Annotated in this window: 24 protein-coding genes; 8 read left to right on the plus strand and 16 right to left on the minus strand. The window is 64.8% G+C overall.

Going from position 1 to position 23358, the window contains the following annotated elements:
• Positions 1–82: 82 nt before the first annotated feature.
• Entirely contained in the window at positions 83–961 is an 879-nt protein-coding gene (locus DBV14_RS21995) for a branched-chain amino acid ABC transporter permease (protein ID WP_124462067.1), read from the minus strand.
• Positions 961–1833 carry an ABC transporter ATP-binding protein gene (locus DBV14_RS22000; protein ID WP_124462069.1) on the minus strand — a complete coding sequence of 291 codons (873 nt, stop codon included), beginning with the start codon at positions 1831–1833 and terminating at the stop codon, positions 961–963. Before DBV14_RS22000 ends, DBV14_RS21995 begins: the two co-directional genes overlap by 1 nt.
• A 138-nt stretch (positions 1834–1971) precedes the next feature.
• On the opposite strand from DBV14_RS22000, the gene DBV14_RS22005 reads away from it, so the two are divergent.
• The 4 genes from DBV14_RS22005 to arfB are packed head-to-tail and all read left to right on the plus strand — an operon-like array spanning position 1972 to position 5106.
• Positions 1972–2682: a TetR/AcrR family transcriptional regulator gene (locus DBV14_RS22005; RefSeq protein ID WP_124462071.1), complete on the plus strand. Its 711-nt coding sequence runs from the start codon at positions 1972–1974 to the stop codon at positions 2680–2682.
• Entirely contained in the window at positions 2679–3461 is a 783-nt protein-coding gene (locus tag DBV14_RS22010; protein WP_124462074.1) for an enoyl-CoA hydratase/isomerase family protein, read from the plus strand. Before DBV14_RS22005 ends, DBV14_RS22010 begins: the two co-directional genes overlap by 4 nt.
• Before the next feature lie 36 nt (positions 3462–3497).
• Positions 3498–4682, plus strand: coding sequence for an acetyl-CoA C-acyltransferase family protein (locus DBV14_RS22015; protein ID WP_124462075.1), 1185 nt, complete (start codon positions 3498–3500; stop codon positions 4680–4682).
• A gap of 16 nt (positions 4683–4698) precedes the next feature.
• Complete coding sequence (gene arfB / locus DBV14_RS22020; RefSeq protein ID WP_124462077.1) at positions 4699–5106, plus strand: alternative ribosome rescue aminoacyl-tRNA hydrolase ArfB; 408 nt, start codon at positions 4699–4701, stop codon at positions 5104–5106.
• Here arfB and DBV14_RS22025 read toward each other — a convergent pair.
• The gene (locus tag DBV14_RS22025; protein WP_124462080.1) at positions 5075–5602 is read right to left on the minus strand and encodes a hypothetical protein; all 528 of its coding nucleotides are present in this window, start codon (positions 5600–5602) and stop codon (positions 5075–5077) included. The two genes, arfB and DBV14_RS22025, sit on opposite strands and share 32 nt — an antisense overlap.
• 128 nt (positions 5603–5730) lie before the next feature.
• On the opposite strand from DBV14_RS22025, the gene DBV14_RS22030 reads away from it, so the two are divergent.
• Positions 5731–6312, plus strand: a complete 582-nt coding sequence (locus tag DBV14_RS22030; protein ID WP_185546090.1) for a DUF3299 domain-containing protein — start codon at positions 5731–5733, stop codon at positions 6310–6312.
• Between the two features lie 27 nt (positions 6313–6339).
• Here the strand turns inward: DBV14_RS22030 and DBV14_RS22035 are convergent, their stop codons facing one another.
• The 4 genes from DBV14_RS22035 to DBV14_RS22050 form a co-directional block, all read right to left on the minus strand.
• Positions 6340–7224: a LysR family transcriptional regulator gene (locus DBV14_RS22035; protein WP_124462082.1), complete on the minus strand. Its 885-nt coding sequence runs from the start codon at positions 7222–7224 to the stop codon at positions 6340–6342.
• 10 nt (positions 7225–7234) lie between these two features.
• The gene (locus DBV14_RS22040; protein WP_124462084.1) at positions 7235–8959 is read right to left on the minus strand and encodes a SulP family inorganic anion transporter; all 1725 of its coding nucleotides are present in this window, start codon (positions 8957–8959) and stop codon (positions 7235–7237) included.
• Positions 8960–9111: 152 nt separating this feature from the next.
• On the minus strand, positions 9112–9570 hold the full coding sequence (locus DBV14_RS22045; protein ID WP_260397176.1) for a DUF2501 domain-containing protein: 459 nt from the start codon (positions 9568–9570) through the stop codon (positions 9112–9114).
• Positions 9571–9654: 84 nt separating this feature from the next.
• A complete protein-coding gene (locus DBV14_RS22050) occupies positions 9655–11010 on the minus strand; it encodes a M20/M25/M40 family metallo-hydrolase (RefSeq protein WP_124462088.1) in 1356 nt (451 codons plus the stop codon).
• A gap of 150 nt (positions 11011–11160) precedes the next feature.
• Here DBV14_RS22050 and DBV14_RS22055 point away from each other — a divergent pair, with 150 nt between their 5' ends.
• Positions 11161–12066 (plus strand): LysR family transcriptional regulator, encoded by a 906-nt coding sequence (locus tag DBV14_RS22055; protein ID WP_124462090.1) that lies wholly within the window; start codon positions 11161–11163, stop codon positions 12064–12066.
• 24 nt (positions 12067–12090) lie between these two features.
• Here the strand turns inward: DBV14_RS22055 and DBV14_RS22060 are convergent, their stop codons facing one another.
• The 4 genes from DBV14_RS22060 to DBV14_RS22075 form a co-directional block, all read right to left on the minus strand.
• A complete protein-coding gene (locus tag DBV14_RS22060) occupies positions 12091–13302 on the minus strand; it encodes a beta-ketoacyl synthase (RefSeq protein WP_124462092.1) in 1212 nt (403 codons plus the stop codon).
• Positions 13299–13550, minus strand: coding sequence for an acyl carrier protein (locus DBV14_RS22065; protein ID WP_124462094.1), 252 nt, complete (start codon positions 13548–13550; stop codon positions 13299–13301). Before DBV14_RS22065 ends, DBV14_RS22060 begins: the two co-directional genes overlap by 4 nt.
• 72 nt (positions 13551–13622) lie before the next feature.
• Positions 13623–14363, minus strand: a complete 741-nt coding sequence (locus DBV14_RS22070; protein ID WP_185546091.1) for a phosphatase PAP2 family protein — start codon at positions 14361–14363, stop codon at positions 13623–13625.
• 55 nt (positions 14364–14418) lie between these two features.
• Positions 14419–15300, minus strand: a complete 882-nt coding sequence (locus DBV14_RS22075) for a helix-turn-helix domain-containing protein (RefSeq protein WP_260397177.1) — start codon at positions 15298–15300, stop codon at positions 14419–14421.
• An 89-nt stretch (positions 15301–15389) separates the two neighbouring features.
• Here DBV14_RS22075 and DBV14_RS22080 point away from each other — a divergent pair, with 89 nt between their 5' ends.
• Both DBV14_RS22080 and DBV14_RS22085 read left to right on the plus strand, forming a co-directional pair.
• Complete coding sequence (locus DBV14_RS22080) at positions 15390–16640, plus strand: MFS transporter (protein ID WP_124462096.1); 1251 nt, start codon at positions 15390–15392, stop codon at positions 16638–16640.
• 84 nt (positions 16641–16724) lie between these two features.
• A complete protein-coding gene (locus DBV14_RS22085) occupies positions 16725–17477 on the plus strand; it encodes a sulfite exporter TauE/SafE family protein (protein WP_124462098.1) in 753 nt (250 codons plus the stop codon).
• 192 nt (positions 17478–17669) lie between these two features.
• On the opposite strand, the gene DBV14_RS22090 is transcribed toward DBV14_RS22085, so the two are convergent.
• The 5 genes from DBV14_RS22090 to DBV14_RS22110 form a co-directional block, all read right to left on the minus strand.
• Positions 17670–18158 carry a hypothetical protein gene (locus DBV14_RS22090; protein ID WP_124462100.1) on the minus strand — a complete coding sequence of 163 codons (489 nt, stop codon included), beginning with the start codon at positions 18156–18158 and terminating at the stop codon, positions 17670–17672.
• On the minus strand, positions 18142–18825 hold the full coding sequence (locus tag DBV14_RS22095) for a hypothetical protein (RefSeq protein ID WP_148092450.1): 684 nt from the start codon (positions 18823–18825) through the stop codon (positions 18142–18144). The genes DBV14_RS22090 and DBV14_RS22095 overlap by 17 nt, the downstream gene beginning before the upstream one ends.
• Positions 18826–19557: 732 nt before the next feature.
• A complete protein-coding gene (locus DBV14_RS22100) occupies positions 19558–20136 on the minus strand; it encodes a hypothetical protein (RefSeq protein ID WP_124462103.1) in 579 nt (192 codons plus the stop codon).
• Positions 20133–22379, minus strand: a complete 2247-nt coding sequence (locus DBV14_RS22105; RefSeq protein WP_124462104.1) for a M23 family metallopeptidase — start codon at positions 22377–22379, stop codon at positions 20133–20135. The genes DBV14_RS22100 and DBV14_RS22105 overlap by 4 nt, the downstream gene beginning before the upstream one ends.
• A 12-nt stretch (positions 22380–22391) precedes the next feature.
• On the minus strand, positions 22392–23358 hold a 967-nt coding region (locus tag DBV14_RS22110), incomplete at its 5' end, for a type VI secretion system Vgr family protein (RefSeq protein WP_148092451.1).

Consider the following 23358-nt stretch of genomic DNA (forward strand, 5'->3'; position numbering starts at 1 on the left):
GCAGAGCACACCGTCGGCGTGGGCGTGCCCCGAACGACGTACGCAAAACACAACGCGATGAACAGAAGGACTGAAGGCCATCTCAGAGCCTCTCGATCTCATGCGTACCGAAGAGACCATAGGGCCGCACCATCAGCACGAGCACCAGCACGATGAAGGTCGCGAGCAACTTGTATTCGCCGCCCAGGTACGAGCCAGCCAATGCCTCGACCAGCCCGATGAACACGCCGCCGACCAGAGCGCCCAGAACGCTGTCGAGCCCGCCGACGATCACCACCACCAGCACCGACAACCCGAACACGCCCATCGACGACGAGATGCCGCCGATCGAGCCGACGATGATGCCGGCCACCGCCGCGATCATGGCCGAGGCTACCCATGCCAGCGAGAACACGCGGGGCACGTTGATGCCCATCGAATAGGCCGCCGCCTGGTCCGACGCCGTGGCCCGCAGTGCCACGCCGCCGCGCCAGAAGCGGAACAGCAACAGCACCAGCCCGATCAGCACCACCGCGATCAATGCGCCGTAGGCGATCTTCGGTGCCAGGAAAGCCTCGCCGACCATCACCGGTGTGTTCGGCAGGAATTCGGGCAGGCGGCGCTGGTCGGCTGTCCAGATGATCTCGACCAGCCCCACCAGGATCGACGCCAGCCCGACCGTCACCATGAACACCGAGATCGGCGGCTCGCCCAGCAGCGGGCGGATCATGGTGCGCTCGATCACTGCGCCCAGCAGGCCGGTGCCTATGACGGAGCCCAGCACGGCCAGCCAGAACGGGAGCGAGAAGCTCGCTGAAAAGGTGAAGAACAGGTAGGCGCCGACCATCAGCATTTCGCCGATGGCGATGTTGACGACGCGCGTGGCCTTGTAGACCAGCACGAAGGCCAGCGCGGCCAGTGCGTAGAGTCCGCCGCCTGCGATGCCGGTCAGCGCAATTTCGAAGAGGTAGGCCCAATCCATCAGGCCACCCCTGCCGTTGCCGTTGCCACGGATTCACCGCGCAGCCGGCGCCGCAATTCGCCCACGTCGCCCGCGCCGAGGTAGGCGCGAATGACTTCGGGGTCGGCCTGCACGTGCGCCGGCGTGCCTTGCGCAATGACCTGGCCGAAGTTGAGCACCACCACGTGGTCCGACAGGTCCATCACCATGCCCATGTCGTGCTCGACCATCAGCACCGTGATGCCCCATTCGCGCCGCACGTCGAGGATGAAGCGCGCCATGTCTTCGGTCTCTTCGCGGTTCATGCCGGCCACGGGTTCGTCGAGCATCAGCACCTTGGGCTGCATGGCCAGTGCGCGCGCCATTTCCACGCGCTTCTGCAGGCCGTAGGGCAGGGCCGCGACGGAGGCGTGACGGATGTGGTCGATCTCCAGGAAATCGATGATCCGTTCCTCCACGTCGCGGCGCAGCTCGGCTTCTTCGCGGCGCGCGCGGCCCAGGTAGAAGAGGGCGTCGAACACGTTGGTCTTCAGGTGCGCGTGGCGGCCCAGCTTGATGTTGTCGAGCACCGTCATGCCGCGGAACAGCGCGATGTTCTGGAAGCTGCGCGCCAGGCCCAGCGCGGCGCGCTTCGGAGCCGGCAGGCGCGTGATGTCCTGCCCCTCGAAGCGCACATGGCCCTGCGATGGCTTGTAGAAGCCCGAGATGGTGTTGAACAGCGAGGTCTTGCCGGCGCCGTTGGGGCCGATCACCGCGGTGATGGAGCCGGGCGCGACGCTGAAGCCGACGTTGGTCAGTGCCTTCACGCCGCCGAACGCGAGTGTCAGTGCGTCGACCTGAAGCACCGGGGGTGCCATGGGGGAGGGGGAGTCCCTGCGGGGCTCGTCAGGCATGGCTAGGAGCTTCGTTGTATGGTCAGGGTTTATGTCCAGGGGCAGAAAAGCTACTGATCCGTAAAATTCCTACTGGCGGGTAATGTCACCGTTCGCCGCATCGCGCGGCATCCGTACTTTCCCGGCCGCACAAACCCCATGCCCCGTACCGTCACCAAAGCTCCCCCGCCCACCACTCCGTCCCCCTGGGAGCCCGCCGGCAAGCGCGCCCAGCAACGCGAAATCAAGCGCAACGCCGTGCTGCAGACGGCCGCCCAGCTGTTCAACGAGCGCGGCTTTCACGCGACCTCGCTCGACGACATTGCCGAGCGCCTCAACGTGAGCAAGCCCACGCTGTACTACTACATCGAGAGCAAGGACCAGATCCTGCTGGAGTGCGTGCGCATCGCGCTCGACCTGATGAAGGTCGGCATCGGCGAGGTGCGCGCCGCGGGCGGCAGCGCCATCGAGCAGCTCACGGCCTGCATGCGCATCTATTCGGGCGTGGTCACCCGGGACTTCGGCATGTGCGTGATCCGCATCGGCGAAGACCCGCTGCCCGATCCGCTCAAGAAGGAGCTGCGCCGCCTCAAGGCCGGCATCGACGGCCAGTTCCGCCGGCTCATCGAAGACGGCGTGGCCGAAGGCTCGCTGGCGCCCTGCGACCCGAAGATGGCGGCTTTCATGCTGGCCGGCGCGTTGAGCTGGATCGGCCGCTGGTACCGCCCCGACGGCGACCTCACGCCCGACCAGATCGCCGACCAGGGCATCGAGCTGCTCCTGAATGGCGTGCTGCAGCGTCCTTCGGCCGCGGCAAGCCGCAAAGCCCCTGTGCCCACGGCCAAAGTGAAAGCCAAAGGAAAACCATGACGACAGACGCTCCACTGCTGCTGGGCCGCGATGGCGCGGTGGCCACGGTCCGGTTCAACCGGCCGGCCGCGCTGAATGCCATCGACGTGCCGATGGCCAATGCCTTCCTCGCCGCCGCGCGCGAGCTGGCGGCCGACAAGAGCGTGCGCGCCGTGCTCCTGAGCGGGGCGGGCAAGGGCTTCATGGCGGGCGGCGACCTGGCCGTGCTGCGGGCCGACCCGCTGCAGGGCGCGGCCGACCTGATCGGGCCGCTGCACGAGGCACTGACCGTGCTCGACGCCATGGACGCGCCGCTGGTCGCGCAGGTGCATGGCGTGGCGGCCGGCGCCGGCCTGAGCCTGATGCTGCAGGCCGATTTCGTGCTCGCGGCCGAAGGCACGCGCTTCAACCTGGCCTACGTGAACATCGGCACCAGCTGCGACGTGGGTGCCTCGTGGGCACTGCCGCGCCTCGTCGGCATGCGCCGCGCGCTGGAGATCGCGATGCTCGGCGACACCTACGACACCGCCGCCGCCGAACGCATGGGGCTGGTCAACCGCGTGGTGCCCGCCGCCGAACTCGAGGCCGAAGCGATGGCGCTGGCGCAGCGGCTGGCCAACGGCCCCACCGTGGCGCTGGGCAACCTGCGCCGCCTGATGCGCGGCTCGCTCGACCGCGACCTGGCCAGCCAGCTCGATGCCGAGTCGGCCGCCTTTCGCACCTGCGCGGCCAGCGACGACTTCCGCATCGGCATCGATGCATTCTTCGACAGGAAGCCGGCCGCCTTCACCGGCCGCTGACTCCTCCCCGTTTTTTCAATCCAGGAGATCCACACCATGACCCAACGCGATATCTTCGTGGTCGGCACCGCCCGCACCGCCATCGGCACCTTCGGCGGTGCGCTGAAAGACGTGCCCAACACCCAACTGGCCACCACCGCCGTCAAGGCGGCCATCGAACGCAGCGGCGTGGCGGCCGATGCCATCGGCCACGTGGTGATGGGCAACGTGATTCCCACCGACGTGAAAGACGCCTACCTGAGCCGCGTGGCCGCCATCGACGCGGGCTGCCCCATCGAGACGCCGGCCTTCAACGTCAACCGCCTCTGCGGCTCGGGCCTGCAGGCCATCGTGTCGGCGGCGCAGGCGATTGCGCTGGGCGATTGCGACATCGCCATTGGCGGTGGCTCGGAGTCGATGAGCCGCGGCCCGTACTTCGACACCTCGGCGCGCTACGGTGCGCGCATGGGCGACGCGGTGCTGGTCGACTACATGCTGGGCATCCTGCATGACCCGTGGGAGAAGATCCACATGGGCATCACCGCCGAGAACGTGGCGGCGCGCTACGGCATCACGCGCGAGCAGATGGACGAGTTGGCCGTTGCCAGCCAGCAGCGCGCGGCTGCCGCCATTGCGGCGGGCCGCTTCAAGGAGCAGATCGTTCCGGTCGAGGTGAAGACGCGCAAGGGTGTCGTGCTGTTCGACACCGACGAGCACGTGCGCGCCGACACCACCGTCGACACGCTGTCGAAGATGAAGCCCGCGTTCAAGAAAGACGGGCTGGTGACGGCCGGCAATGCCTCGGGCATCAACGACGGCGCCGCTGCCGTGGTGCTGGCCGAGGGCGGCCGCGTGAAGGCGCTGGGCCTCAAGCCGCTGGCGCGCCTGGTCGGCTACGCGCACGCCGGTGTCGAGCCCGCGTACATGGGCATCGGCCCGGTGCCGGCCACGCGCAAGGTGCTGGAGCGCACCGGCCTGAAGGTGAGCGACTTCGACGTGATCGAGTCGAACGAAGCCTTTGCGGCGCAGGCCTGCGCGGTCATCAAGGAGCTGGGCTTCGATCCGGCCAAGGTCAACCCGAACGGCTCGGGCATTTCGCTCGGCCACCCGGTGGGCGCGACCGGCGCGATCATCACCACGAAGGCGATTGCCGAGCTGCACCGCACCGGTGGCCGCTATGCGCTGGTGACGATGTGCATCGGCGGCGGACAGGGCATCGCAGCCGTTTTCGAACGGGTTTGAGGGCACACTTGCCTTCATGCTCCGACCGCCCCTCCTGATCAACCCCGACGAAGTCGAGATCAGCGCCATTCGCGCGCAGGGGGCGGGCGGGCAGAACGTCAACAAGGTGTCCAGCGCGGTGCACCTGCGCTACGACATCCCTGCCAGCTCGCTGCCTGACGACGTGAAGGAGCGGCTGCTCGCGCTGCGCGACAGCCGCATCACGCAAGAAGGCGTGCTGGTTCTCAAGGCGCAGCAGCACCGCACGCAGGAAATGAACCGTGCCGATGCGTTCGCGCGGCTGCAGGCGGTGATCGACAGCGTGGCCACGCCGCCGCGTGCGCGCCGCGCCACCAAGCCCACCTACGGTTCGAAGCAGCGCCGGCTCGAAGGCAAGAGCCAGCGTTCGCAGATCAAGAACCTGCGCGGGCCGGTGCGGGACTGAGCGAGCCGCCGCGCAGCCGCCGGATCTGCAGGCCCACGCCGATCAGGTACAGCACGAGCAGCACGCCGGTAATGGCCTTGAGCTCGGGCGCGTCGGCATTCGGCAGCAGCGGTGCGCCGAGCGGCAGCCGCGTCAGGGTTTCGGTGAAGGCCGGAATCCAGTGGAAGAGAAAACTGGCAGAAAAGGCGATGGCTTCGACGTAGCGCGAAGCCTGCCCGAAGAGGGCCCCGCGCCCGGCCAGCGCGCCGGCCGCCAGTGCCACCAGCGTCAGGATGCCCAGCGCGTGCGGCTTGCCGAAACCGCCGTGCTGGAAGATGCCGAAGCCCGTCAGGCAGGTGAGCACCGTGGTCCAGACGAAGACCTGGCCGAGGCCGGTGCGCAACGTGATTTCCTTGTAGCGGAACAGGGCCAGGAGCCCCGCGAAAACGGCGACCAGGCTGATCGCCGTGTGAACCGTGCCAAGGGACGTGAGTCCCAGCCATCCTGTGGGGGCCATGCGGATCTCCTCGAAATCGTGGTGCGGCATTCTGTCTTTTTGCGACGAATTTGTGTCATTTGCCCGGAAAAAGGGTCTTACGTGCTCGCTTTACAGCCCTGAAACAACTCCCCAGCACAATCGACCGCATGAAAGGTTTTTTCCCTCGCGCGCTGTCGGCGACGCTCCTGGTGCTGGGCACCCTGCTGACGGCGGCCTGTGGGCCGAGTTCCGCGACCGGGCATGGCGCCACCAGCCATGCCACCACCCCCGAACTCAAGTGGGAGGCGCTGATTCCCAAGAGCTGGGACCCCACAAAGCGCTATCGCAACATCGACCTGGAGGCGCTGCGCGACAACGATCCGCGCGCGATCCAGATGCTCGACGACATGCGCGCCGTCTGGGATAACGCACCGGTCAATGTGGCGCTCGATGGCAGCGCGGCCAAGTTGTCGGGCTTCGTGGTGCCGCTCGACAGCACGCAGGACGGCATTCGCGAATTCCTGCTGGTGCCGTATTTCGGCGCCTGCATCCACACGCCGCCGCCGCCGGCCAACCAGATCGTCCACGTGGTCGCGGCCGAGACTTTCAAGGGACTGCACGCGATGGACACGGTCAAGGTCAGCGGCGTGCTGAAGGCCGCGCGCTACGCCTCGGCGGACATGGGCGTGAGCGGCTACGAGATCACCGGGGCCACGGTCGAACGCATCGTTGTGGCCGGTCCGCAGTAATCCGTCTATGCGCGTACCAGCCGGCCCTCAGGCCATGCGCTGCGACAAGAAATCCAGGAACGACGTGATGCGTGCCGACAGCTGCGTGTTGCGGTAGTACACGGCATTGACCGGCTGGCGCACGTCGACCGTTTCCTTCGCCAGCACCTGCACCAGTGCACCGCTCGCACGGTCGGCGCTGGTCATGAAGTCCGCAAGGCAGGCGATGCCGACACCGGCCAGCGCCAACTGGCGCAGCGTTTCACCGCTCGACGCGGCCACCGTCGGCGTGATCGGCCATTCGTCGCCATGCGCGCCGCGCAAGGGCCAGCGGTTCAGCGATTCGGGTTGCGTGAATCCCAGCAGCGCGTGGTCGGTCAGTTCGGACACCTTGCGCGGCTTGCCGTGCGCCTCGACGTAGGCCGGGCTGGCCAGCACGCGCAGCCTGTGCGTGCCGAGCGGGCGCGCATGCAGCGTGGAATCGCGCAGCGGGCCGATGCGAATGGCGATGTCGGTGCGCCGCTCCAGCAAATCGATGGGCAGGTCGTCGGTGTCCAGCTCCAGCGTGATCTGCGGATACAGCCGGCGGAATTCGGGCACCAGCGGCACGATGGCGTGCAGCATGAAGGGCGAGGCCGCATTCACCCGCAACAGCCCGGAAGGCTGCTGGCGCCGCGCCGCGAGATGTTCTTCCGCATCGTCGATCGCATCGAGGATGGCGCGCGTGCGCTGCAGGAAGGCGGCGCCTTCCTCGGTGAGCTCCAGGCGCCGCGTGGTGCGGCGCATCAGCGTGGTGTCGAGCTTCTGTTCGAGCCGGCTCAGTGCGCGGCTGATGCCCGAGACGGTCTGCCCGAGCTGCTCGGACGCGGCAGTGATCGAGCCGGTGTCCACCACGGTGCGGAACGCGACCAGTTCTTCGATGGTGGACTTCATGGCCGGGGCGTCAGTGCGCGGTCGTGGTGTCGGCCTCGACGGGGACTTCGATGCGCGGCATCAGCGCGGCGAGCGCTTCGCCGTCGGTGCGGTAGCTGAAGAGCATCGGCCCCGGTGCCAGCAGGCCGGCGCGTTCCAGCACCTGCATGGCGGGCAGCTTCATGCCGCTCAGGTGCAGGCGGATTCCCTTGGACTCCATCATCCGGCGGATCGAGCCGAACACCTCGGCGCCGGTGATGTCGATGCGATTGATGGGCTGCGCGAACAGGCACACGTCGGTCAGTTCGGGGCGTTCGGCCAGTGCGACGGTGAGCGAGCGTTCGAGCGTGGAGGCCGAGGCGAAGTCGAGCTCGGCGTCCATGCGCAGCGCGTAGAGCTGCGGCGCCAGCGGCGGCAGCTTCCAGAGGTTGCGGTCGCGCAGGCTGCCGTCGGGGTGCAGGCCCACTTCGATGATGCGCGGATGCAGGTGACGGTACATGTAGTGCGCCAGGCTGGCCAGCAGCCCGCCGAGCACGCCCCAGTAGATGCTGGGCGCGGTGGCGATGGTCAGCACGAAAGTGCCGAAGGCAATGCCCGCCTCGATGCGCGAGATGCGCCACAGCGCCGTGAAGCTCGCGGGCTTCACCAGCCCCAGGATGGCCGTGACCACCACCGCCGCCAGCACCGCCTGCGGCACGTGGTACAGCAGCGGCATCAGCCACAGCAGCGCACCAGCCACCACCACCACGCTGAACAGCGTGGCCCAGCCGGTCTGCGCGCCCGCATAGAGCGTGATGGCCGAGCGCGAGAACGACGAGCTGGTCGGGAACGCGCCCGAGAACCCCGAGGCCAGCTTGGCCAGGCCCTGGCCGATCAGGTCCTGGTTTTCGTTCCACAGCGTGCCGGCGCGCGCGTTGTCGACCTTGGCGCTCGATGCGGTTTCGAGAAAGCTCACGAGCGTGATCATCAGTGCCGGCAGCACCAGCGCGCCGAGCGTGTTCAGCGGCAACAGGCCGGGCCAGTAGAACCCCGGCAGGCCCGAGGGCAGGCTGCCCACCACGGCGCCGCCGCGCAGCGCGTAGTCGATCACCCAGCTGATGGCGGCCGCGCCGGCCACCAGCGCCATGGTGGTCGGAAAGCGCGGCAGCATGCGCTTGCCCAGCCACAGCACCGCGATGCTGCCCAGCCCGAAGGCGATGGCCACCAGGTCGGGCAGCGGGCCGCCCTGCAGCACCTGCGGAATGGTGCGGCCGGTAAAGCCCAGCAGCGCCGGCAATTGCGAAATGGCGATCAGCACCGCCGCGCCCTGCGTGAAGCCGATGAGCACTGGCGAATTGACCAGCCGCAACAGCCAGCCGAAGCGCCCCGCGCCCAGCACGATCTGCACCGCGCCCGACATCAGCGTGAGCCACACCGCCATCGCCACCCATTCGGCGCTGCCCGCCACCGCCAGCGGTGCGAGCGAGGCGCCGACCAGCAGGCTGGTGAGCGCCGTGGGGCCGACCGACAGCCGCTGCGACGAGCTGAACATCACCGCGATCAGCGCCGGGAACAGCGCCGCGTACACGCCCGTCACCAGCGGCATGCCGGCCAGCGCCGCATACGCCACGCCCTGCGGAATGACCATCAGCGCCACGGTGATGCCGGCCATGGCCTCGTTGCGCAGCAACGCGGCGGACGGGCGGGGCCAGGCGAGGCAGGGAACCCAGCGGGAGAGGCGCTGGCGCAGGGAGGGGGAGGTGGTAGCCGGATTCATGGAGGAGATGCTGGCGCGCGTGGCCGGGATCGGATCGGGAACTGGGGAGCGGATCTCGCCGCGCGGTGCGCCACGCCCGGGCGCACGAAGGTCTGGATGAAAAAAGGGGGCGCGGACTGGCCGATGCTAGAGCAGCGACGTCGCGTTCTTGGCTAGAGCAGCGACGTCGCGTTCTTGAGCACGTAGTCGCAGGCCTTGGTCTTGACCTTCGACGAGAGGATCTTGAAGTTGAGCGTCTGCCCGTCGCCGCCTTTCAGCAGGCCCTTGGCACCGCTGGCAAAGCCTGTCTCCTGCGGCTTCTGGCCGGTGATCTTGGCGAGAAGCTTGTCCTTGACCGAGGCCGCGTCGCCGCCCAGGTAGTTGTTCTTCACGCAGTACTGCAGCACGCCGGCCGCATTGCCGATGGTGCTGGAGCCGATGGCCGGCATCTTGAAGCCGAGGCTGCTGCCCAGGTTGCCGAGCGACGAGCCGCCGCTGCCACCACTGCCTTGCGAGTTGGCGCTGGCCGCCTCGCCGGCTTTTTCCTTCAGCTGGTCCAGCAGGTTGTTGGCTTGCGCCGAGGCGCCCGCTGCGAGCAGTGCCAGGGTGATGAGGGTGGAGCGAGCGTGCATGGTGGCCTCCTGTCGGTATGCATGGTGGAAAGCGGCCACCAGCATACCGGAGAGTCCCCGGGGCCGAGCCCCGGTGGTGCCCGCTTACTTCGTGCGAGGGGGCCGCTTTTCGAGCAGCGGCGTGCTGGTGCCCTGCACGCCGACGAGGCCGAGCACCGTCACCAGCGAATTCTGCGCACCCTTCCAGCCGTCGGTCACGTCGATCCACTCCGACAGCGCATGGAAGCCGCCCGTCTTGCCGCCACCGCCGATGATGATGGCGGGGATGCCCAGCGCCATCGGCACGTTGGCATCGGTGCTGCCGCCGCGCAGCAGGGTCTTGTGTCCGAAGGCGGCGTTGGAGCGCACCGCGGCCTCGACGATCACCGTGTCGGATTGCGTGCGACCGCCCGGGCGGTCGCCGATGAGCTTGGTGCTCACGCTCAGCGTGTTCACGTTCCAGCGCTTGTTTTCTTCCACCACCGCTTCGTCGATGGCCGCGAGAATTTTCTTCTCGGTCTCGAGCAGCGGTGCCACGTCGTCCGAGCGAATGTCCACGGCCATGCGTGCGTCGGGCGCAATGGTGTTGACCGATGTGCCGCCGCCCACGGTGCCGACGGTGAAGGTGGTCTTTGGAAAGCTCGGCGTGCGAATTTCGGAGATTTTTGCAATGGCGCGGCCCATGCCGTGAATGGCGCTGGGCACCTGGCCGAAGGCGCCGAAGCTATGGCCGCCCGGACCCTTGAAGGTCACTTCGTAGCGGTGGCTGCCCGTGCCGAGCATCAGCACCGCGCCATCCGGCGACGGCTCCAGCCCGACCATGCCGTCGATGTCGAGGTGATCGCGAAAGATCGCCTTCATGCCGCGCAGGTTGCCCAGCTCTTCTTCGCCCACGTTGCCGACGATGAGCAGGTCGCCCACAGTCTGGACCTTGTTGTCGTTGAGCACCTTGATCCACGAGAGCAGCACCGACAGCCCGCGCGTGTCGTCCGAAATGCCGGGCGCGTAGAGCTTGCCGTCGCGCTCTTTCACCTTCACGTCGGTGCCGGCGGGGAACACGGTGTCCAGGTGGGCCGAGATCAGCAGCTTGGGCCCGTTGCCCGTGCCCTTGCGCAGGCCGACCACGTTGCCTTCTGCGTCGATCTTCGCGTCGGCCAGGCCGAGCTCCTTCATGCGCGCAAGAAAGGCCTCGGCGCGCTTCTGTTCCTTGAAGGGCGGCGCTTCGATCTCGGTGAGCATCTTCAGGTCTTCCACGGCGCGCGGGTGGTCGGCCTTGACCGCGTCCAGCAGCTTCTGGATGGCGGGCGAAGCCATCAGCTGCGCATAGGCCTTGTCGACCTCGGGCCGCACTTGCGCGGGCGTGGCCGCAACGGCGCCGGCCTGGGCGTGGGCAATGCCGGCCGTGGCGGATGCCAGGGCAAGAACGAGCGGGGCGAAGCGGAAAGACACGGAGCGAGGCATGGTGCGGGGATGTCCTTGAAGGCGGAAAAGAACGAGGGCAGGGCGACGCCGCCGGCGTGGCGTTGTCGTCAGCAATTCTTGCGGCTGTGCTAAGTGCCTGCTCTGGTTTAATCTTTGGCGTTGTCAGTTTTTCTAACGAAGCAGGGTCCGATGCGCCGTCACATTCCGAGCACCCGAGCGTTGCTGGTCTTCGACGCCGTGGCCCGCCACCACGGCGTGGGCAAGGCCGCGGAAGAGATGTGCCTCACGCACAGCGCGGTCAGCCAGCAGCTGCGGCTGCTCGAAACGCAGATCGGGGTGCGGCTGGTGCAGCGCACGGCGCGCGGCACCGAGCTCACCGAGGCCGGGCGCCGCTACCACGGACAGATTGCCGGCGACCTGCTGCGGCTGCAGAACCACACGCTCGAAGCAATGGCGCAGCGCGCCGACGGCCTGCGCCTGCTGGTGGGCGCGGTGCCCGTGCTGGCCGAGGGCTGGCTCATGCCCCTGCTGCCCCGGTTCATGGCGCTGCACCCGGGTTGCAGCCTGCATCTGCAGGTGTTTCCGACCCACCGCTACATGGAAGACATGCCCTTCGACGTGGGCGTGCAGTACGACGACGCCGTGTGGCCCGGCGCCAATGCACGGCGGCTGATGGGCGAGTCGTGCGTGGCGGTGTGCGCGCCGCACGCAAAGGGCCGGGCAGCGATGGCGCGCGGCGACTTCAGCGCCGCGCCGCTGCTGCAGCTTCGCACGCGCATGGGGGCGTGGGAGGAATGGTTCAGCCAGGCCGGGCAGGCGCGCCCGCCCGACAACCTGGTGGCCGGGCATCGCTTCGATTTGTTCTCTTCGCTGGTGGCGGCCGTGCGCGCCGACCTTGGCGTGGGGCTGGTGCCCGAGTATTTCGTCGAGCGCGAGCTGCGTTCGGGGGAGCTGGTGCTGGCCAGCCCGCACCGGGCACCGTCGAGCCGGGGCTACAGCGTTTTCGTGGCGCCGGGGCGGGCCGACGACCTGCTGGCTGGTGCTTTCGTCGACTGGCTTTGTGCGGCGGCCGCGCCGTCGCTGGCCACGGCCTGATTGCGTCCTGCGCGGCGGGGCGACTCAGGCGCGGCGAAAGAGCAGCACCGAGTTCGTGCCGCCGAAGGCGAAGGAGTTGCTGATGGCCGCTTCGAGTGCCGGCGCGTCCGTGTTGTCCTGCGTCACCAGGTCGAGGCTGCAGGCCGGATCGATCTCGCCGCAGTTCGCGTTGGGCGGCAGTTGCCGGTTGTGCAGCGCCAGCACGGTGATCAAAGCTTCGAGCGCCCCCGCCGCGCCCAGCATGTGGCCGTGCAATGCCTTGGTCGAGCTGACGCGCAGTGCGTCGAGGTCATCGCCCCACACGTCGGCCAGCGCGTTGCGCTCGACCACGTCGCCGATGCGCGTGGCCGTGCCGTGTGCGTTGCAATACCCCACGTCGCGCGGTTTCAGGCCCGCCTGGCGCAGCGCGGCGCGCAGGGCGCGGGCTTGGCCCGGGGCGTCGGGCTTGGTGAGATGGGTGGCGTCGCTGCTCAGGCCCCAGCCGGCCAGCGTGGCGTAGCTGCGGGCGCCGCGGCGGCGTGCGCGCTCGGCGGACTCCAGCACCAGGAAGGCCGCGCCTTCGCCCAGCACGAAGCCGCTGCGGTCGGTGGCAAAGGGGCGCACCGCGCCGGCTGCTTCACCGGGCTGGAAGGTGGCCAGCGTCTGCATGGCCTGCCAGGCCAGCACCACACCGGGCACGATCAGCGCTTCGCTGCCGCCGGCAATGGCGATGTCGACCTCGCCGCGCTGCACTGCCTTGGCGGCTTCGGCAATGGCGGCCGACGACGAGGCACAGGCCACGGAGTACGTGAGCACCGGGCCTTGCACGCCCTGTCGCATCGCCACGTGGGCGGCCGGTGCGTTCGGCATGAAGGCGGGAATGGTGAGCGGCGACACGCGGCCGTTGCCGCGGTAGGCCGCTTCGAGCGCGGCGGCGCCGCCCATTCCGCAGCCGGCAAACACGCCGATGCGTTCGGGATCGGCGTCGCCAGCCTGAATGCCCGCGTCGCGCATGGCAAGGTCGGCGGCGGCCACGGCGAGCTGGCTGACGCGGTCGACACCCGCGAGCTGCAGCTTGGTGAACCAGCGCGTTTCATCGAAGGCCACCGTGGCCGCGGCGGCCGGCTTGGGCAGTTCGGGAAATACCGGCTGGATGGCCGAGCGGCCCTGCAGCAGGGCCTGGAACAGCGCGCCGGGCTCGTCGCCGTGTGGCGCCATGACGCCCAGTCCGGTAACGGCGACTTCGTGGTGGTTCACGCGGCTTTTGCAGCTTTGGCGGCCCGGACCTTGTCGACCAGTACCGACAGGTCGGCCAGGGTGTCGATGCTCGCGTCTTCGTCGGGCATGGTGATGCCGAAGTGGTCTTCGATGGCAAAGAGGAATTCGGCGAGGGCCAGCGAGTCGAGCCCGCCGGTTTCGCGCATCGATGCGTGGGGGTCGAGCTTCGACGGTTCGATGCCGTACTTCTCGTGGATCAGGTCCTGCAATTCCTTCAGCGAACTCATCGTGCAATGCCTGTCGTCATTTGCCGTTGCTGATCGATCGGTGAATCGATCCCTTCCTCGGACGGCCTGTGGTCAGTGATGACCAATGATATCCGCTCCCACATGAGGGGAATCCCCTCGAAAACGCCTGCCCGGCCGCCAGCGCAGCGAGGGCAGCGCGAACGCCATGCCGAGCACGGCGCCCGCCACCACGTCGAGCACCACGTGCTGCTTGACCGCCAGTGTCGAATAGGCAATGGCGGCAAACCAGGCCCAGTTCAGCACGCGCAGCAGGGCCGGCGTGCGGGCGTCGCGCAGCACTTGCTCCAGGCGGATGGCGGTGAAGATGGCCACGGCCACGTGCATCGAGGGGCAGGCGTTGCCCGCGGCGTCCACGCCCTGCAGCATCGCGAAACCGGGGAAGCCGGTGACGTCGATGGACAAGGGCGGTATCTGCGTCGGCCAGAAGTAGAAGAGGCTCAGGCCGCTGAGGCACAGCGCGCCGATCCACAGCCCGTACACCACCAGCTCGCGAAAGGTGAGCTGCAGCCCCGGCGCAAGGCCGACGTACAGCCAGAGCGACAGGTACGCGCCCAGCGTGTATGGCTGGAACGGAATCAGGTGGTCGAGCGCCGTCAGCGGCATCACCGTGACCGGAAAGGCCGGGTTGCGCAGCAGGTGGAAATAGCCGATGAAAAACAGCCACGTGAACGCCGTGGTTCCGACCGCCTTCAGCAGGAAGTGGCGGCGGATGCGCAAGCCGATGTCGGCGGTCCACGTTCGCGGCGCGGGCACGGGGGCGGGCGCCAGGGGCAGGGAAATCGGTGAGTGCATGGTGTCGTCGGTCACCGATCTTGCCAGAGCACCACGACCGGCGGCCACGGCGACCTCACGTGGCGGCGGGGCGTTTGCGGTGCTGGAACGAGGTCGGCGAGCGGCCGGTGGCGGCCTTGAACATCGCGCAGAAGGCGCTGTCGGTGGCGTAGCCGCTGGCCGCCGCCACCTGGCTCACGGCCATGCCGCGCGCCAGCAGCGGCAACGCGTGCGCCATCACGGCCTGCTGGCGCCATTGCTGCCAGCTCATGCCGAGCTGGTCGCGAAACAGCCGCGCCACCGTGCGCTCGCTGGCGCCGATGGTGGCGGCGCGCTCGGCCAGCGTGGCGCGGTCGGCCGGGTTGCGCAGCAAGGCTTCGCACAACTGGCGCAGGCGCTTGTCGGTGGGCAGCGGCACGTCGATGCGGATCTGCGTGGCGCGCTCCACTTCGTCGACCAGCAGCGGCGCGATCATGCGTTCGCGTTGCGGTGCCTGCGGATCGGCCGGCGGCAGGCCGTCGGGCGTGGTGTCCAGCGCCAGCATCAGTGCGCGCAGCAGCGGGCTGATTTCCAGCACCTCGCATTTTTCCCAGGTTGGCGCGAGCCAGGCATGCAGGTACACGGTGCGCAACTCCGCGTCTTCGATCAGCGTGATGCTGTGCTGCATGTTGGCCGGCACCCACAGTGCGCGCGAGGGCGGCACGATGTAGCTGCCGTCCTGTGTGCTGAGCCGGATCACGCCGCGGGTCGAGAACGTGAGCTGCGGCCAGGGGTGCTCGTGCAGCTCGACCAGCGTGTCGGCGGTCAGGAAGTGTTCCTTGGCGCGCAACGGCCGCACCGCGTCGGGTGCGTAAAGGTGCGGCGTGAGCGGGCCGACGCTGTTGGCGGGCGCTGTCGCCACCCCGCGCGGCTTGGCGGGGGCGGCGTTCTCGGGGGGAGGGAAGGCGGCGCTTGGCATGGTTTCGACAAATGTTGTCGCTGTATCGCCATTCTGCCGCGTCGCCGCCGCATAGCATCGGTGCCCGCACCGGTTTTTTGTAGCAATCCATGTCCTCCACTTCCCCGACAGCCGTTCCCGCCACCACTTTGCGCACCGACGCCAAGCTGATCGGGCTGGTCGGCCTGGCCCACGCGGTCAGCCATTTCAGCCAGCTCATCCTGGCGCCGCTGTTCCCGTGGCTCAAGGACGCGTTCAACGTGAGCTACACCGAGCTGGGCGCGGTGCTTACGGTGTTCTTCGTGGTCTCGTGCATCGTGCAGGCCGCCTCCGGCTTCATCGTCGACAAGCTCGGCCCGCGCCCGGTGCTCTTCGTCGGGCTGGGCGCATTGGGCCTGGCCGCCTTCGGCTATGCCATGGCGCAAAGCTACTGGATGCTGCTGATGTGCGCGGTGGTCGGCGGCATCGGCAATGGCGTGTTCCACCCGGTCGATTACACCCTGTTCAACCGCAAGGTCGCGCCCACCCGGCTGGGCCATGCCTACAGCGTGCACGGCATTACCGGCAGCCTGGGCTGGGCGCTCGCGCCGGCTTTCGTCGTGCCGATCGCCATTGCCTATTCGTGGCGCGTGGCGCTGGCATCGGCGGGCGCGGTGGCCATCGTGGTGCTGCTGGTGCTGTGGGTCTACCGCAGCGTGCTGTCGCTCGACGCGGCGGCCGTTCACAAGGCCACGGGGCAGGGCGAGCCCGCGCCGGTTGGCGGCGAGTTCGACTTCTTGCGCATCCCGGCCGTATGGATGTGCTTCGGTTTCTTCTTCTTCTATGCCGCGGTGATCAGCGTGGTGCAGACCTTCGCGCCCGTGGCCGCGGGCCACTTGCATGCGGTGCCGGTGGCGCTGGTGGCCATGTGCCTCACCGTGTACATGGTGGCCAGCGCGGGCGGCATGGTGGTGGGCGGCTTCCTGGCGTCCGACCCGTCGCGCTGCGAGCGCATCGTGGGCGCGGGCTTCGGCATTGCGGCGGCGCTGGCGCTGGTGCTGGCCTTCGCGGACTTTCCGCCGGTCGTCGTGCCGGTGCTGTTCGGCGCCATGGGTTTTGTCTCGGGCGTGGCCGGTCCGTCGCGCGACCTGCTGGTGAAGAAGTCGACGCCACCCAATGCCACCGGCCGCGTGTACGGCGTGGTGTATGCCGGGCTCGACATCGGCCAGGCCGTGGCGCCGCTGGTGTTCGGCCGCCTCATGGACGCCGGCCAGTACACCAGCGTGATCGTCGGCCTGGCGCTGGTGCAGGGCGTGCTCATTGCCAGCGCCTTCAACGTGCGCCGCGTGCGCCGCACGGCGCTGGTGCCGGCTTCGGCCTGAGCCTCTGACCTGGGCGAGCGGGCGGGCAAGCGAGGGCGCGAGCAGGGCGCTTGGCGCGCGGGGGCGGCCGATATCATCGGCCGCATGCAAGCCTTGTATGTTTCCGTGATCGCCGGCGCCGTGCTGGCGGGTTTTGTGCAGGGCCTGTCGGGCTTTGCGTTCGGCCTGGTCGCGATGTCGGTCTGGGCCTGGACGCTGGAGCCGCAACTGGCCGCACTGCTGGCGTTGTTCGGCGCCCTCACCGGGCAGGTGATTGCCGCCGTCACCGTACGCCGCGCCTTCGACAAGAGCCTGCTGTGGCCCTTCGTGTTCGGCGGCCTGGTCGGCATCCCTTTTGGTGTCTGGCTGCTGCCGCACCTCGACCTTGTCGTGTTCAAGCTGTGCCTTGGTGTGCTGCTGGTGCTGTGGTGCCCGGCCATGCTGATGTCGCAGCACCTGCCGAAGATCTCTTTCGGCGGCCGCGTGGCGGACGGCATCGCTGGTGCCATCGGCGGCGCCATGGCCGGCATCGGCGGTTTCTCGGGGACCATTCCCACGCTCTGGTGCACGCTGCGCGGTTTCCAGCGCGACACGCAGCGCGCGGTGATTCAGAACTTCAATCTGTCGATGCTGGCGGTGGCGTTCACGGTTCATCTGGCAAGTGGCAGTATCGGGCGCTCGACCGTGCCGCTGCTGGCCGTGGTGGCAGTTGCCGTCGCGGTGCCTGTGCTGCTGGGGGCGCGGCTTTATGTGGGTATCAGCGAGGCGGCATTTCGCAAGCTGGTGCTGGGGTTGTTGACGGCTTCGGGCGTGGCGATGTTGGCTTCGGCTGTGCCGGCGGTGTTGCAAAGGGCTTGAGCGGGGTGTGTGCTGCAGTTTGTTGGCGAACTGTCGAAGGGCATCTGTGCTGGCGCAATGTCATCCAACGATCGGGCAGGGAGCAAAGAGCCAATACTCCATCTTCAGATAGAGAAGCCCAGTTCATGCGGGTCGATGGCTTTATCTTTTTGGCCAAAAGAGAGAGCTAGCATTTCAATGCTCAATTTTGCATTATTTTGCTAATGCATTTGCGACGAAATTTTTCAGCAGGGCTATCTCCATTTGAACTTCATATCCACGCCAGGTGTTGCTCAAGATGGTGGATGATTTAAATTTTGAGTTAATGATTTCAATTTCATTGAAAGCTGAGTGCCTAGCCTGCATGCACTGCTCGAAGTCTGATTTATTTTCCAGGGAATCAGTTGCTTCTGAGATTTTGTTTATCTGTCTTTCATAGCAGGCGCCAACAGCATTTCCACATCCTCCGGAGTCGCATTGCTCCCTGTATTTTTTTTCGTTTCTCTCATGCAGGCGTCCAACTCCCTTCTTGCTTCTATTCGGATGTCTTTTGAAAAAACTGAAAAAGGCAAAATAAGAAGAATTGCAAGATATGTGACTTTTGGCTTCATAGTCTCGCGCCGGGCAAATGAACGGAACGGGAATTGATGAAAATTTTGAGACAGAGGCCGGCTGAGAGTAGCGCTTAGTCGAGAAATTCAATGCTGTGAATGATCTTGAGAGTGTAGGGAGTCAAATCCCCCTTGGGGCCATCATGTTTCTGACCGACATGGCCGTTGCCGCATATGGCCTTCGTTTTGTGAAGAAGGCAAAACGATAGAACAACAGGGCCGATATCCTGCGCTTTCTTGTCGGACTCGGCGGGAATGGCTCCATCTCCTGTTTGCGCGCGATCAACTATCGCATAGCCATTTGAGTTGACGGCGTTCAACTGAATTAACTTGTACTGCGCGCGGTACCAGCTATATTGCCATTGTTCTTCGCGTTTGGTAGCGGCGCCTCCGACGATTCGACTCCAGTCCAAGACCCACTTTTTTGCATACGGGTCGAATGATGCTATTCCATGAAACCCTACGCGGCTGTCATCCTTGGAAATGCAAATCCAACTAAATTCAAGAGCTTCTAAAGAGGATGGGGAAGGAGGCGGGATTTTTTTGTATCTGGCGTTCGATGGCGATTCGCTCTCGAATTTTCCGTTGTAAGGGTCAATCAATCGAATATCGCAATCAGGTTCCATGCTGATTCGTTGTGGAGGTGCTGAATCGGCTGTGAGAGCGGGGGCAGCAGAGGGGATGCCAGAGGTTGTCAAAAAAAACACGATGCTGGAGCGCGCAAGCAGCATGATCGGTTCGCCTGAATAGTGTTTCACTGGCTCCTCTTTACGGTCCATTGATCTCGGGAAATTTCACCTCGCAAGTCGTACAGCATCCAATGTTTTGGAGAAACGAGCTCTTTCCCTCAGTGGAGAACACTCCGCAACGATCTTCGTTGCTTGCATGGTCGAGAGCATGGCTGTTGCACATTCCAAGGAAAATCCTTGGGCTGAGCCTTGAGCGCCATACTCGATTTGTTCATACGCAATCACCCAACGCCCATATCTGCTTGCCTTTGGGAGCGGATAACGTTTGGCGATCTGGTCAAAAAACGGGGGGTGAAGCAAGTCGGTTTGCACTCGGCGCGCGCTCGACCCGCCCCTGATCCCAGCGACAGCCGTGACGGATTCGGCTGTCTTGCCCGATGCAATCACTACTTCGCGTCGGTCGAAATCGCTAGCGTAAGGCGATGCTGGCTTGGCACTCGAATACCGTTCGATCATTACTGATCGAGAAACTTCGCAAGCAGTCCGGCTGAGGCTGTAGAGCAACATGAGAGGAGGCGTTGAGCACTTCTGAAAAGCTGACTCTGCAATGGCGGCCTGCGCCACAAGCGCAAATGACAAACAGAGCAATCTCCACATTATTTTTCCAACCAATGAGGCGCGGTCAAGTCGAGAAAATGATTTTGATTTGAGTTTTTCAATTTATTTGAGGCTTGAATTCGTGGCCGGCATGCACTGCTTGATGCGTGCTTTCGTTGAATGATTCGCCGATAATGGGGTGCCTTATTTTTTATAAGAAATTCTTCTTATTAGATCTAGAGCGTTTTCTTGCTCTTTTTGAGCAAGTTTGATGGTGGGGTCGATTTCAAAATCGAAGCATCTTGATGCGGCTCGACAGATGAGATAGTTGTATGTTTTTGATTTCTGTCCATCGCCAAAAAGATAATCAGAGTACGCGATTAAGCCATTCCAATTATTTCCAGTTATTTTCTTCTGCCACGCGATGTGTCGAAAGTAGCGACCGCCAGCGTCCTCCTGTCTTATCAGCTGAGTTGGCGTTAAAAATGGCGGCTCCGAAGAAAGATCTCCCTCGGTGATGCAGTTGAATCGAATGCTGGCATTAGTTTTCTTCTTGCCAAGCTCGAGGGCCAGTTTAAATTCAAGGTGAGTGAATTTTGTAGAGTTGAGGCTCTCTTTTTTTACTTTACTTGAGATTATTGAATTGATTGTTTCCTCGCCAAGATCGTATCCGCAATGAACTTCAAGTGCGTCGATGGCGGCCTCCTCTTTTTGCTCGCTATCTTTTGCAATGCAAGATAAATGAATGACGCAAAGGATGCAGCAGACAAGAATTGATTTCATACTGCTCTCTGCTGAACATAGCATTCGGGTTGAGAGGCATAGCCCTGCTGCGCGGTTTCAAACGCGGGATTTTCAGTTAGCACCATCAATGCATTGGAAAATGCAACGGAACGGTCAACCAGTCCATTCATATTCGGCGGATTCTGTCCTGTTGCACCCGGAAAATTAACTGCAGTAGCGCAATTGGTGAAGGATTGGTTGTAGTACCACGTTTTTACTCCGTTGATTCCGGTTGAAATGGTTTTTCTTTGATTGTTGTTCAACGCGTCTGCGTATTTGTTGACATTGTCGACCTGTGGTCGATTGAGATTGGTGGCATCAGGCGCTGATTTGTTGTTCCAAACCCAATATGCGCAAGCGCTGTGGGCCGCGTGATGAGAGTCGGCTCCAATTTCATCGCGCCAAATAATTTCCTGATTGCCCGGAGGGTGCGTGGGAACGCGGCCCAGGAATTTGAAGTATTTGTAATAGTTGTTGTTCCCACTGTTTATGTCTCCATTGGGATTTGTGAGCTGTAGAAAACCGCGGCCATACCATCCTTGGTGCAATGCTGAGTTCCCGCCATTTCCTTCTTTCAGATAGCGGAACCATTGCGTCTCCTGCGTTGAGTTTCCGAAGAAGCAGGCCTGTCGAAGAGGTGTGTTTATTAAAAACTTCCGCAGTGAAAGATTCAGCTCTACAGCATGTATCGAGAGAAAATTTTGTGCGGCTCCAATATTTGGAGACTCCCAGCTTGCTGTTGAATTGGAGTTGTGACTCCCAGGTTTTCTAATGATGTTGGCTGGTATTAGCTGGGCCAACTCTCTTTTGCCTAGCCACCCGCACATCCTGAACTGCCTGATGAACTCCCTCGGATGAAAGTGCCAATGCTTGATCGTCAGCCGGCTCTTGTCTTCGGCAGGCAGCTCTTCCCAGAAGCACAGCTTCTGCGCGAAGTCGGCCATTTCCGTGAAGTCGGTTTCGTCTTCCAGCGGATACGGCATGTGAGGGTTGCCGGTCTCCCGGGTCCATGCCCAGCGCTTGCGCACCTCGTCCTTTGCCCATTCGGTCGGAAACTTGCAGATGGTCCTGGCGAGCTTTTCCTGCACATCGGACCTGCACAGGTTTTGCATGCGGTCAGCCGCCTTCTGCGCTGGCGTCAGGACTGCCGTCGCGCCGGGTCGAGGTGGTGAGGCCAGCATCGCGTTGGCCATGGCTGAGTCGCAGCGACTGTTGTCGTCGGTGGCGTCGTCGTCGATCAGTTTCCAGCGCGCCCAATGCGGGAAGTCGGCGTCGCTGAATTTCTTGGTGTTGACGGCATTCAGATTGACCCAGGCGCCTCCCGGTTGACTCGGCACGACGACCTTGCGCCAATGGGCTGCATTGGTGGGCAGAGGGTCTGTGCCCAGGTTGCGACCGAAGCGCAGTAGTTCGTACCAGCCGCTGGGGCTGCTGATGAGTTGGTCCGCGGCGCTCAGGCGGCCATGGCGTGCGTTCGCCTCGGTGTAGAGGTTGTACTCGGCATCGGTTTCTTGTGGCGCCGTGCCGAGGGTGTCGCCGTTGAGTTTGTAGGTGGTGAGCGTGGCGCTCCCCGCTTCATACCGAATGCCGATGATTACGTCGTCGTTGCCGCTGTCTCCAGCTGCCGAGGGCAGGCTGGCGCCGGCGGGCTGAGCGTTGAAGCACGGACTCCTGGCGGGCACCAGCACGTACATCTGGCCGTAAACCGCATCGGTGCGGCCGTTGCCCCCGACCGCCAGTTCACCCGTGCCGCGGCCAACGAGCTTGAGGGTGTCGGCGTCGCCCGCGATGATTTCCAGATGGATGCGGTCGCTCTCGCCATGGATGGTGCCGGCCAGCCCGAGCCTGTCCTTGCGATAGATGGGCCTGCCGACGGCCGGCAGGTCGTGGTCCAGTTGCCGGAGATGTTGGGTGATGGAGTAGTAGGTGACGGTGACGGGCGTGGTGCCCTGTGCGCCGATCTCCGTTGCGTGGCGAATCACAACGCAGCCGGTCGAGTGGTCCTCGTTGTCGTATCGCGCGTTGCCCCCGTCGCGCCTGAAAACGACTGTGCCGTCGGCGATGGCGCGCACTGGCTCCATGTTGGTCGGCGCATGGACATGAAGCCCGCCGTGCCAGCCCATGGCCTGACTGATCGGATATGCACCGCTGCCGACAATGCCACCAGGCATGACGTTCCTGACGCATTGCCCGTCGTATACGGGGATGTCGGTGAGCGAGAGAAAGGGAGGACTGATGATCATGTGGGTCAAACCTCAGAGGGAGAAACGGAACTTGCCGTTCTTCTTCGGCAGCACTTGCGGCAAGTCGAAGGAGGTAATTGCGACGGGCAGGCAGTCCGGCCCCACGAAGCCGTGCGTAGCCGCATGCTCGCGCCACACGCCGTTGGTGCCATGCACGATGCCCGAGGCGTTCCATCGCGTGTAGCTGCTCCCGCCGTTGACCAGGATCTCGTCCTTGGCGGTGATCGTGATGCGGTTGGCCTCCAGCTTGATGTCCAGCTTGGCCATGAGCTTGATGCTGTCCTGCAGCGCCACGATGTCGATGCCCGCGGTGGCCGCCGTCAGGCGAATGGCCTTGTACGCAAAGAGCCGCACCGCCTCCTTGACGCTGGCCAGCAGGCTCTTGCCCGCGCTGATGCTCGTGTGCCCGCCACTGCTCAGGGCCGTGTGCTCGATGCTCGCGATGTGCGTCGTCGTGCCCGCCGTGCTGTGAATGCCCACCGGGCTGGCAAGCACCAGATGCGGCTCCGCAAGCTCCGGGAACTGCTCTTCCGATGCCTTGCCGCCTTTGCCCTTGATCGCGTCGTTGTGTTCCTTCAGAGCCTGCGTGACCACATCCTGATCGCCAGCGTCGTGTGCCTTTGCAGCCTGCGCCGTATAGCTCATCCCCTCATGCAGATCCCTTGCAGCCGTCAGGCGTGCCACCGTCTCCCCCATGTCGGTGATATGGGCCCGCGCATTGGGCCGGGCTTCGGTACTCACCAGCAAACCCTTGGCAGCACGGATGGCCCCATGTCCATCGGTACGCAGCTCGACGCCCTGGCCCCGGTCATCCTTGCGCCCCGCGGTGTCCTCGATGCGCCCGATATACCCCAGGCTCAGGCTGCTGCACTGGTGATCGCTTTTTAGTTGCGCCTGGATCCTTCCGGCCTTGTCGTCCAGCGCCAGGTGGTTGCTTCGCCCGCCGGGCCCCTTGCCATCCGCACTCAGCTCCTGGCTT

Origin of the sequence: Variovorax sp. KBW07 (assembly GCF_003852515.1) — a bacterium.
Taxonomy (GTDB): Bacteria; Pseudomonadota; Gammaproteobacteria; order Burkholderiales; family Burkholderiaceae_C; genus Variovorax.

Excerpts from the sequence above, each read along its gene's own strand:
- DBV14_RS21995 (WP_124462067.1), bottom strand. The coding sequence starts at position 961 with ATGGATTGGGCCTACCTCTTCGAAATTGCGCTGACCGGCATCGCAGGC.
- DBV14_RS22000 (WP_124462069.1), bottom strand. The coding sequence starts at position 1,833 with ATGCCTGACGAGCCCCGCAGGGACTCCCCCTCCCCCATGGCACCCCCG.
- DBV14_RS22005 (WP_124462071.1), top strand. The coding sequence starts at position 1,972 with ATGCCCCGTACCGTCACCAAAGCTCCCCCGCCCACCACTCCGTCCCCC.
- DBV14_RS22010 (WP_124462074.1), top strand. The coding sequence starts at position 2,679 with ATGACGACAGACGCTCCACTGCTGCTGGGCCGCGATGGCGCGGTGGCC.
- DBV14_RS22015 (WP_124462075.1), top strand. The coding sequence starts at position 3,498 with ATGACCCAACGCGATATCTTCGTGGTCGGCACCGCCCGCACCGCCATC.
- arfB (WP_124462077.1), top strand. The coding sequence starts at position 4,699 with ATGCTCCGACCGCCCCTCCTGATCAACCCCGACGAAGTCGAGATCAGC.
- DBV14_RS22025 (WP_124462080.1), bottom strand. The coding sequence starts at position 5,602 with ATGGCCCCCACAGGATGGCTGGGACTCACGTCCCTTGGCACGGTTCAC.
- DBV14_RS22030 (WP_185546090.1), top strand. The coding sequence starts at position 5,731 with ATGAAAGGTTTTTTCCCTCGCGCGCTGTCGGCGACGCTCCTGGTGCTG.
- DBV14_RS22035 (WP_124462082.1), bottom strand. The coding sequence starts at position 7,224 with ATGAAGTCCACCATCGAAGAACTGGTCGCGTTCCGCACCGTGGTGGAC.
- DBV14_RS22040 (WP_124462084.1), bottom strand. The coding sequence starts at position 8,959 with ATGAATCCGGCTACCACCTCCCCCTCCCTGCGCCAGCGCCTCTCCCGC.
- DBV14_RS22045 (WP_260397176.1), bottom strand. The coding sequence starts at position 9,570 with ATGCACGCTCGCTCCACCCTCATCACCCTGGCACTGCTCGCAGCGGGC.
- DBV14_RS22050 (WP_124462088.1), bottom strand. The coding sequence starts at position 11,010 with ATGCCTCGCTCCGTGTCTTTCCGCTTCGCCCCGCTCGTTCTTGCCCTG.
- DBV14_RS22055 (WP_124462090.1), top strand. The coding sequence starts at position 11,161 with ATGCGCCGTCACATTCCGAGCACCCGAGCGTTGCTGGTCTTCGACGCC.
- DBV14_RS22065 (WP_124462094.1), bottom strand. The coding sequence starts at position 13,550 with ATGAGTTCGCTGAAGGAATTGCAGGACCTGATCCACGAGAAGTACGGC.
- DBV14_RS22070 (WP_185546091.1), bottom strand. The coding sequence starts at position 14,363 with ATGCACTCACCGATTTCCCTGCCCCTGGCGCCCGCCCCCGTGCCCGCG.
- DBV14_RS22075 (WP_260397177.1), bottom strand. The coding sequence starts at position 15,300 with ATGCCAAGCGCCGCCTTCCCTCCCCCCGAGAACGCCGCCCCCGCCAAG.
- DBV14_RS22080 (WP_124462096.1), top strand. The coding sequence starts at position 15,390 with ATGTCCTCCACTTCCCCGACAGCCGTTCCCGCCACCACTTTGCGCACC.
- DBV14_RS22085 (WP_124462098.1), top strand. The coding sequence starts at position 16,725 with ATGCAAGCCTTGTATGTTTCCGTGATCGCCGGCGCCGTGCTGGCGGGT.
- DBV14_RS22100 (WP_124462103.1), bottom strand. The coding sequence starts at position 20,136 with ATGAAATCAATTCTTGTCTGCTGCATCCTTTGCGTCATTCATTTATCT.
- DBV14_RS22105 (WP_124462104.1), bottom strand. The coding sequence starts at position 22,379 with ATGATCATCAGTCCTCCCTTTCTCTCGCTCACCGACATCCCCGTATAC.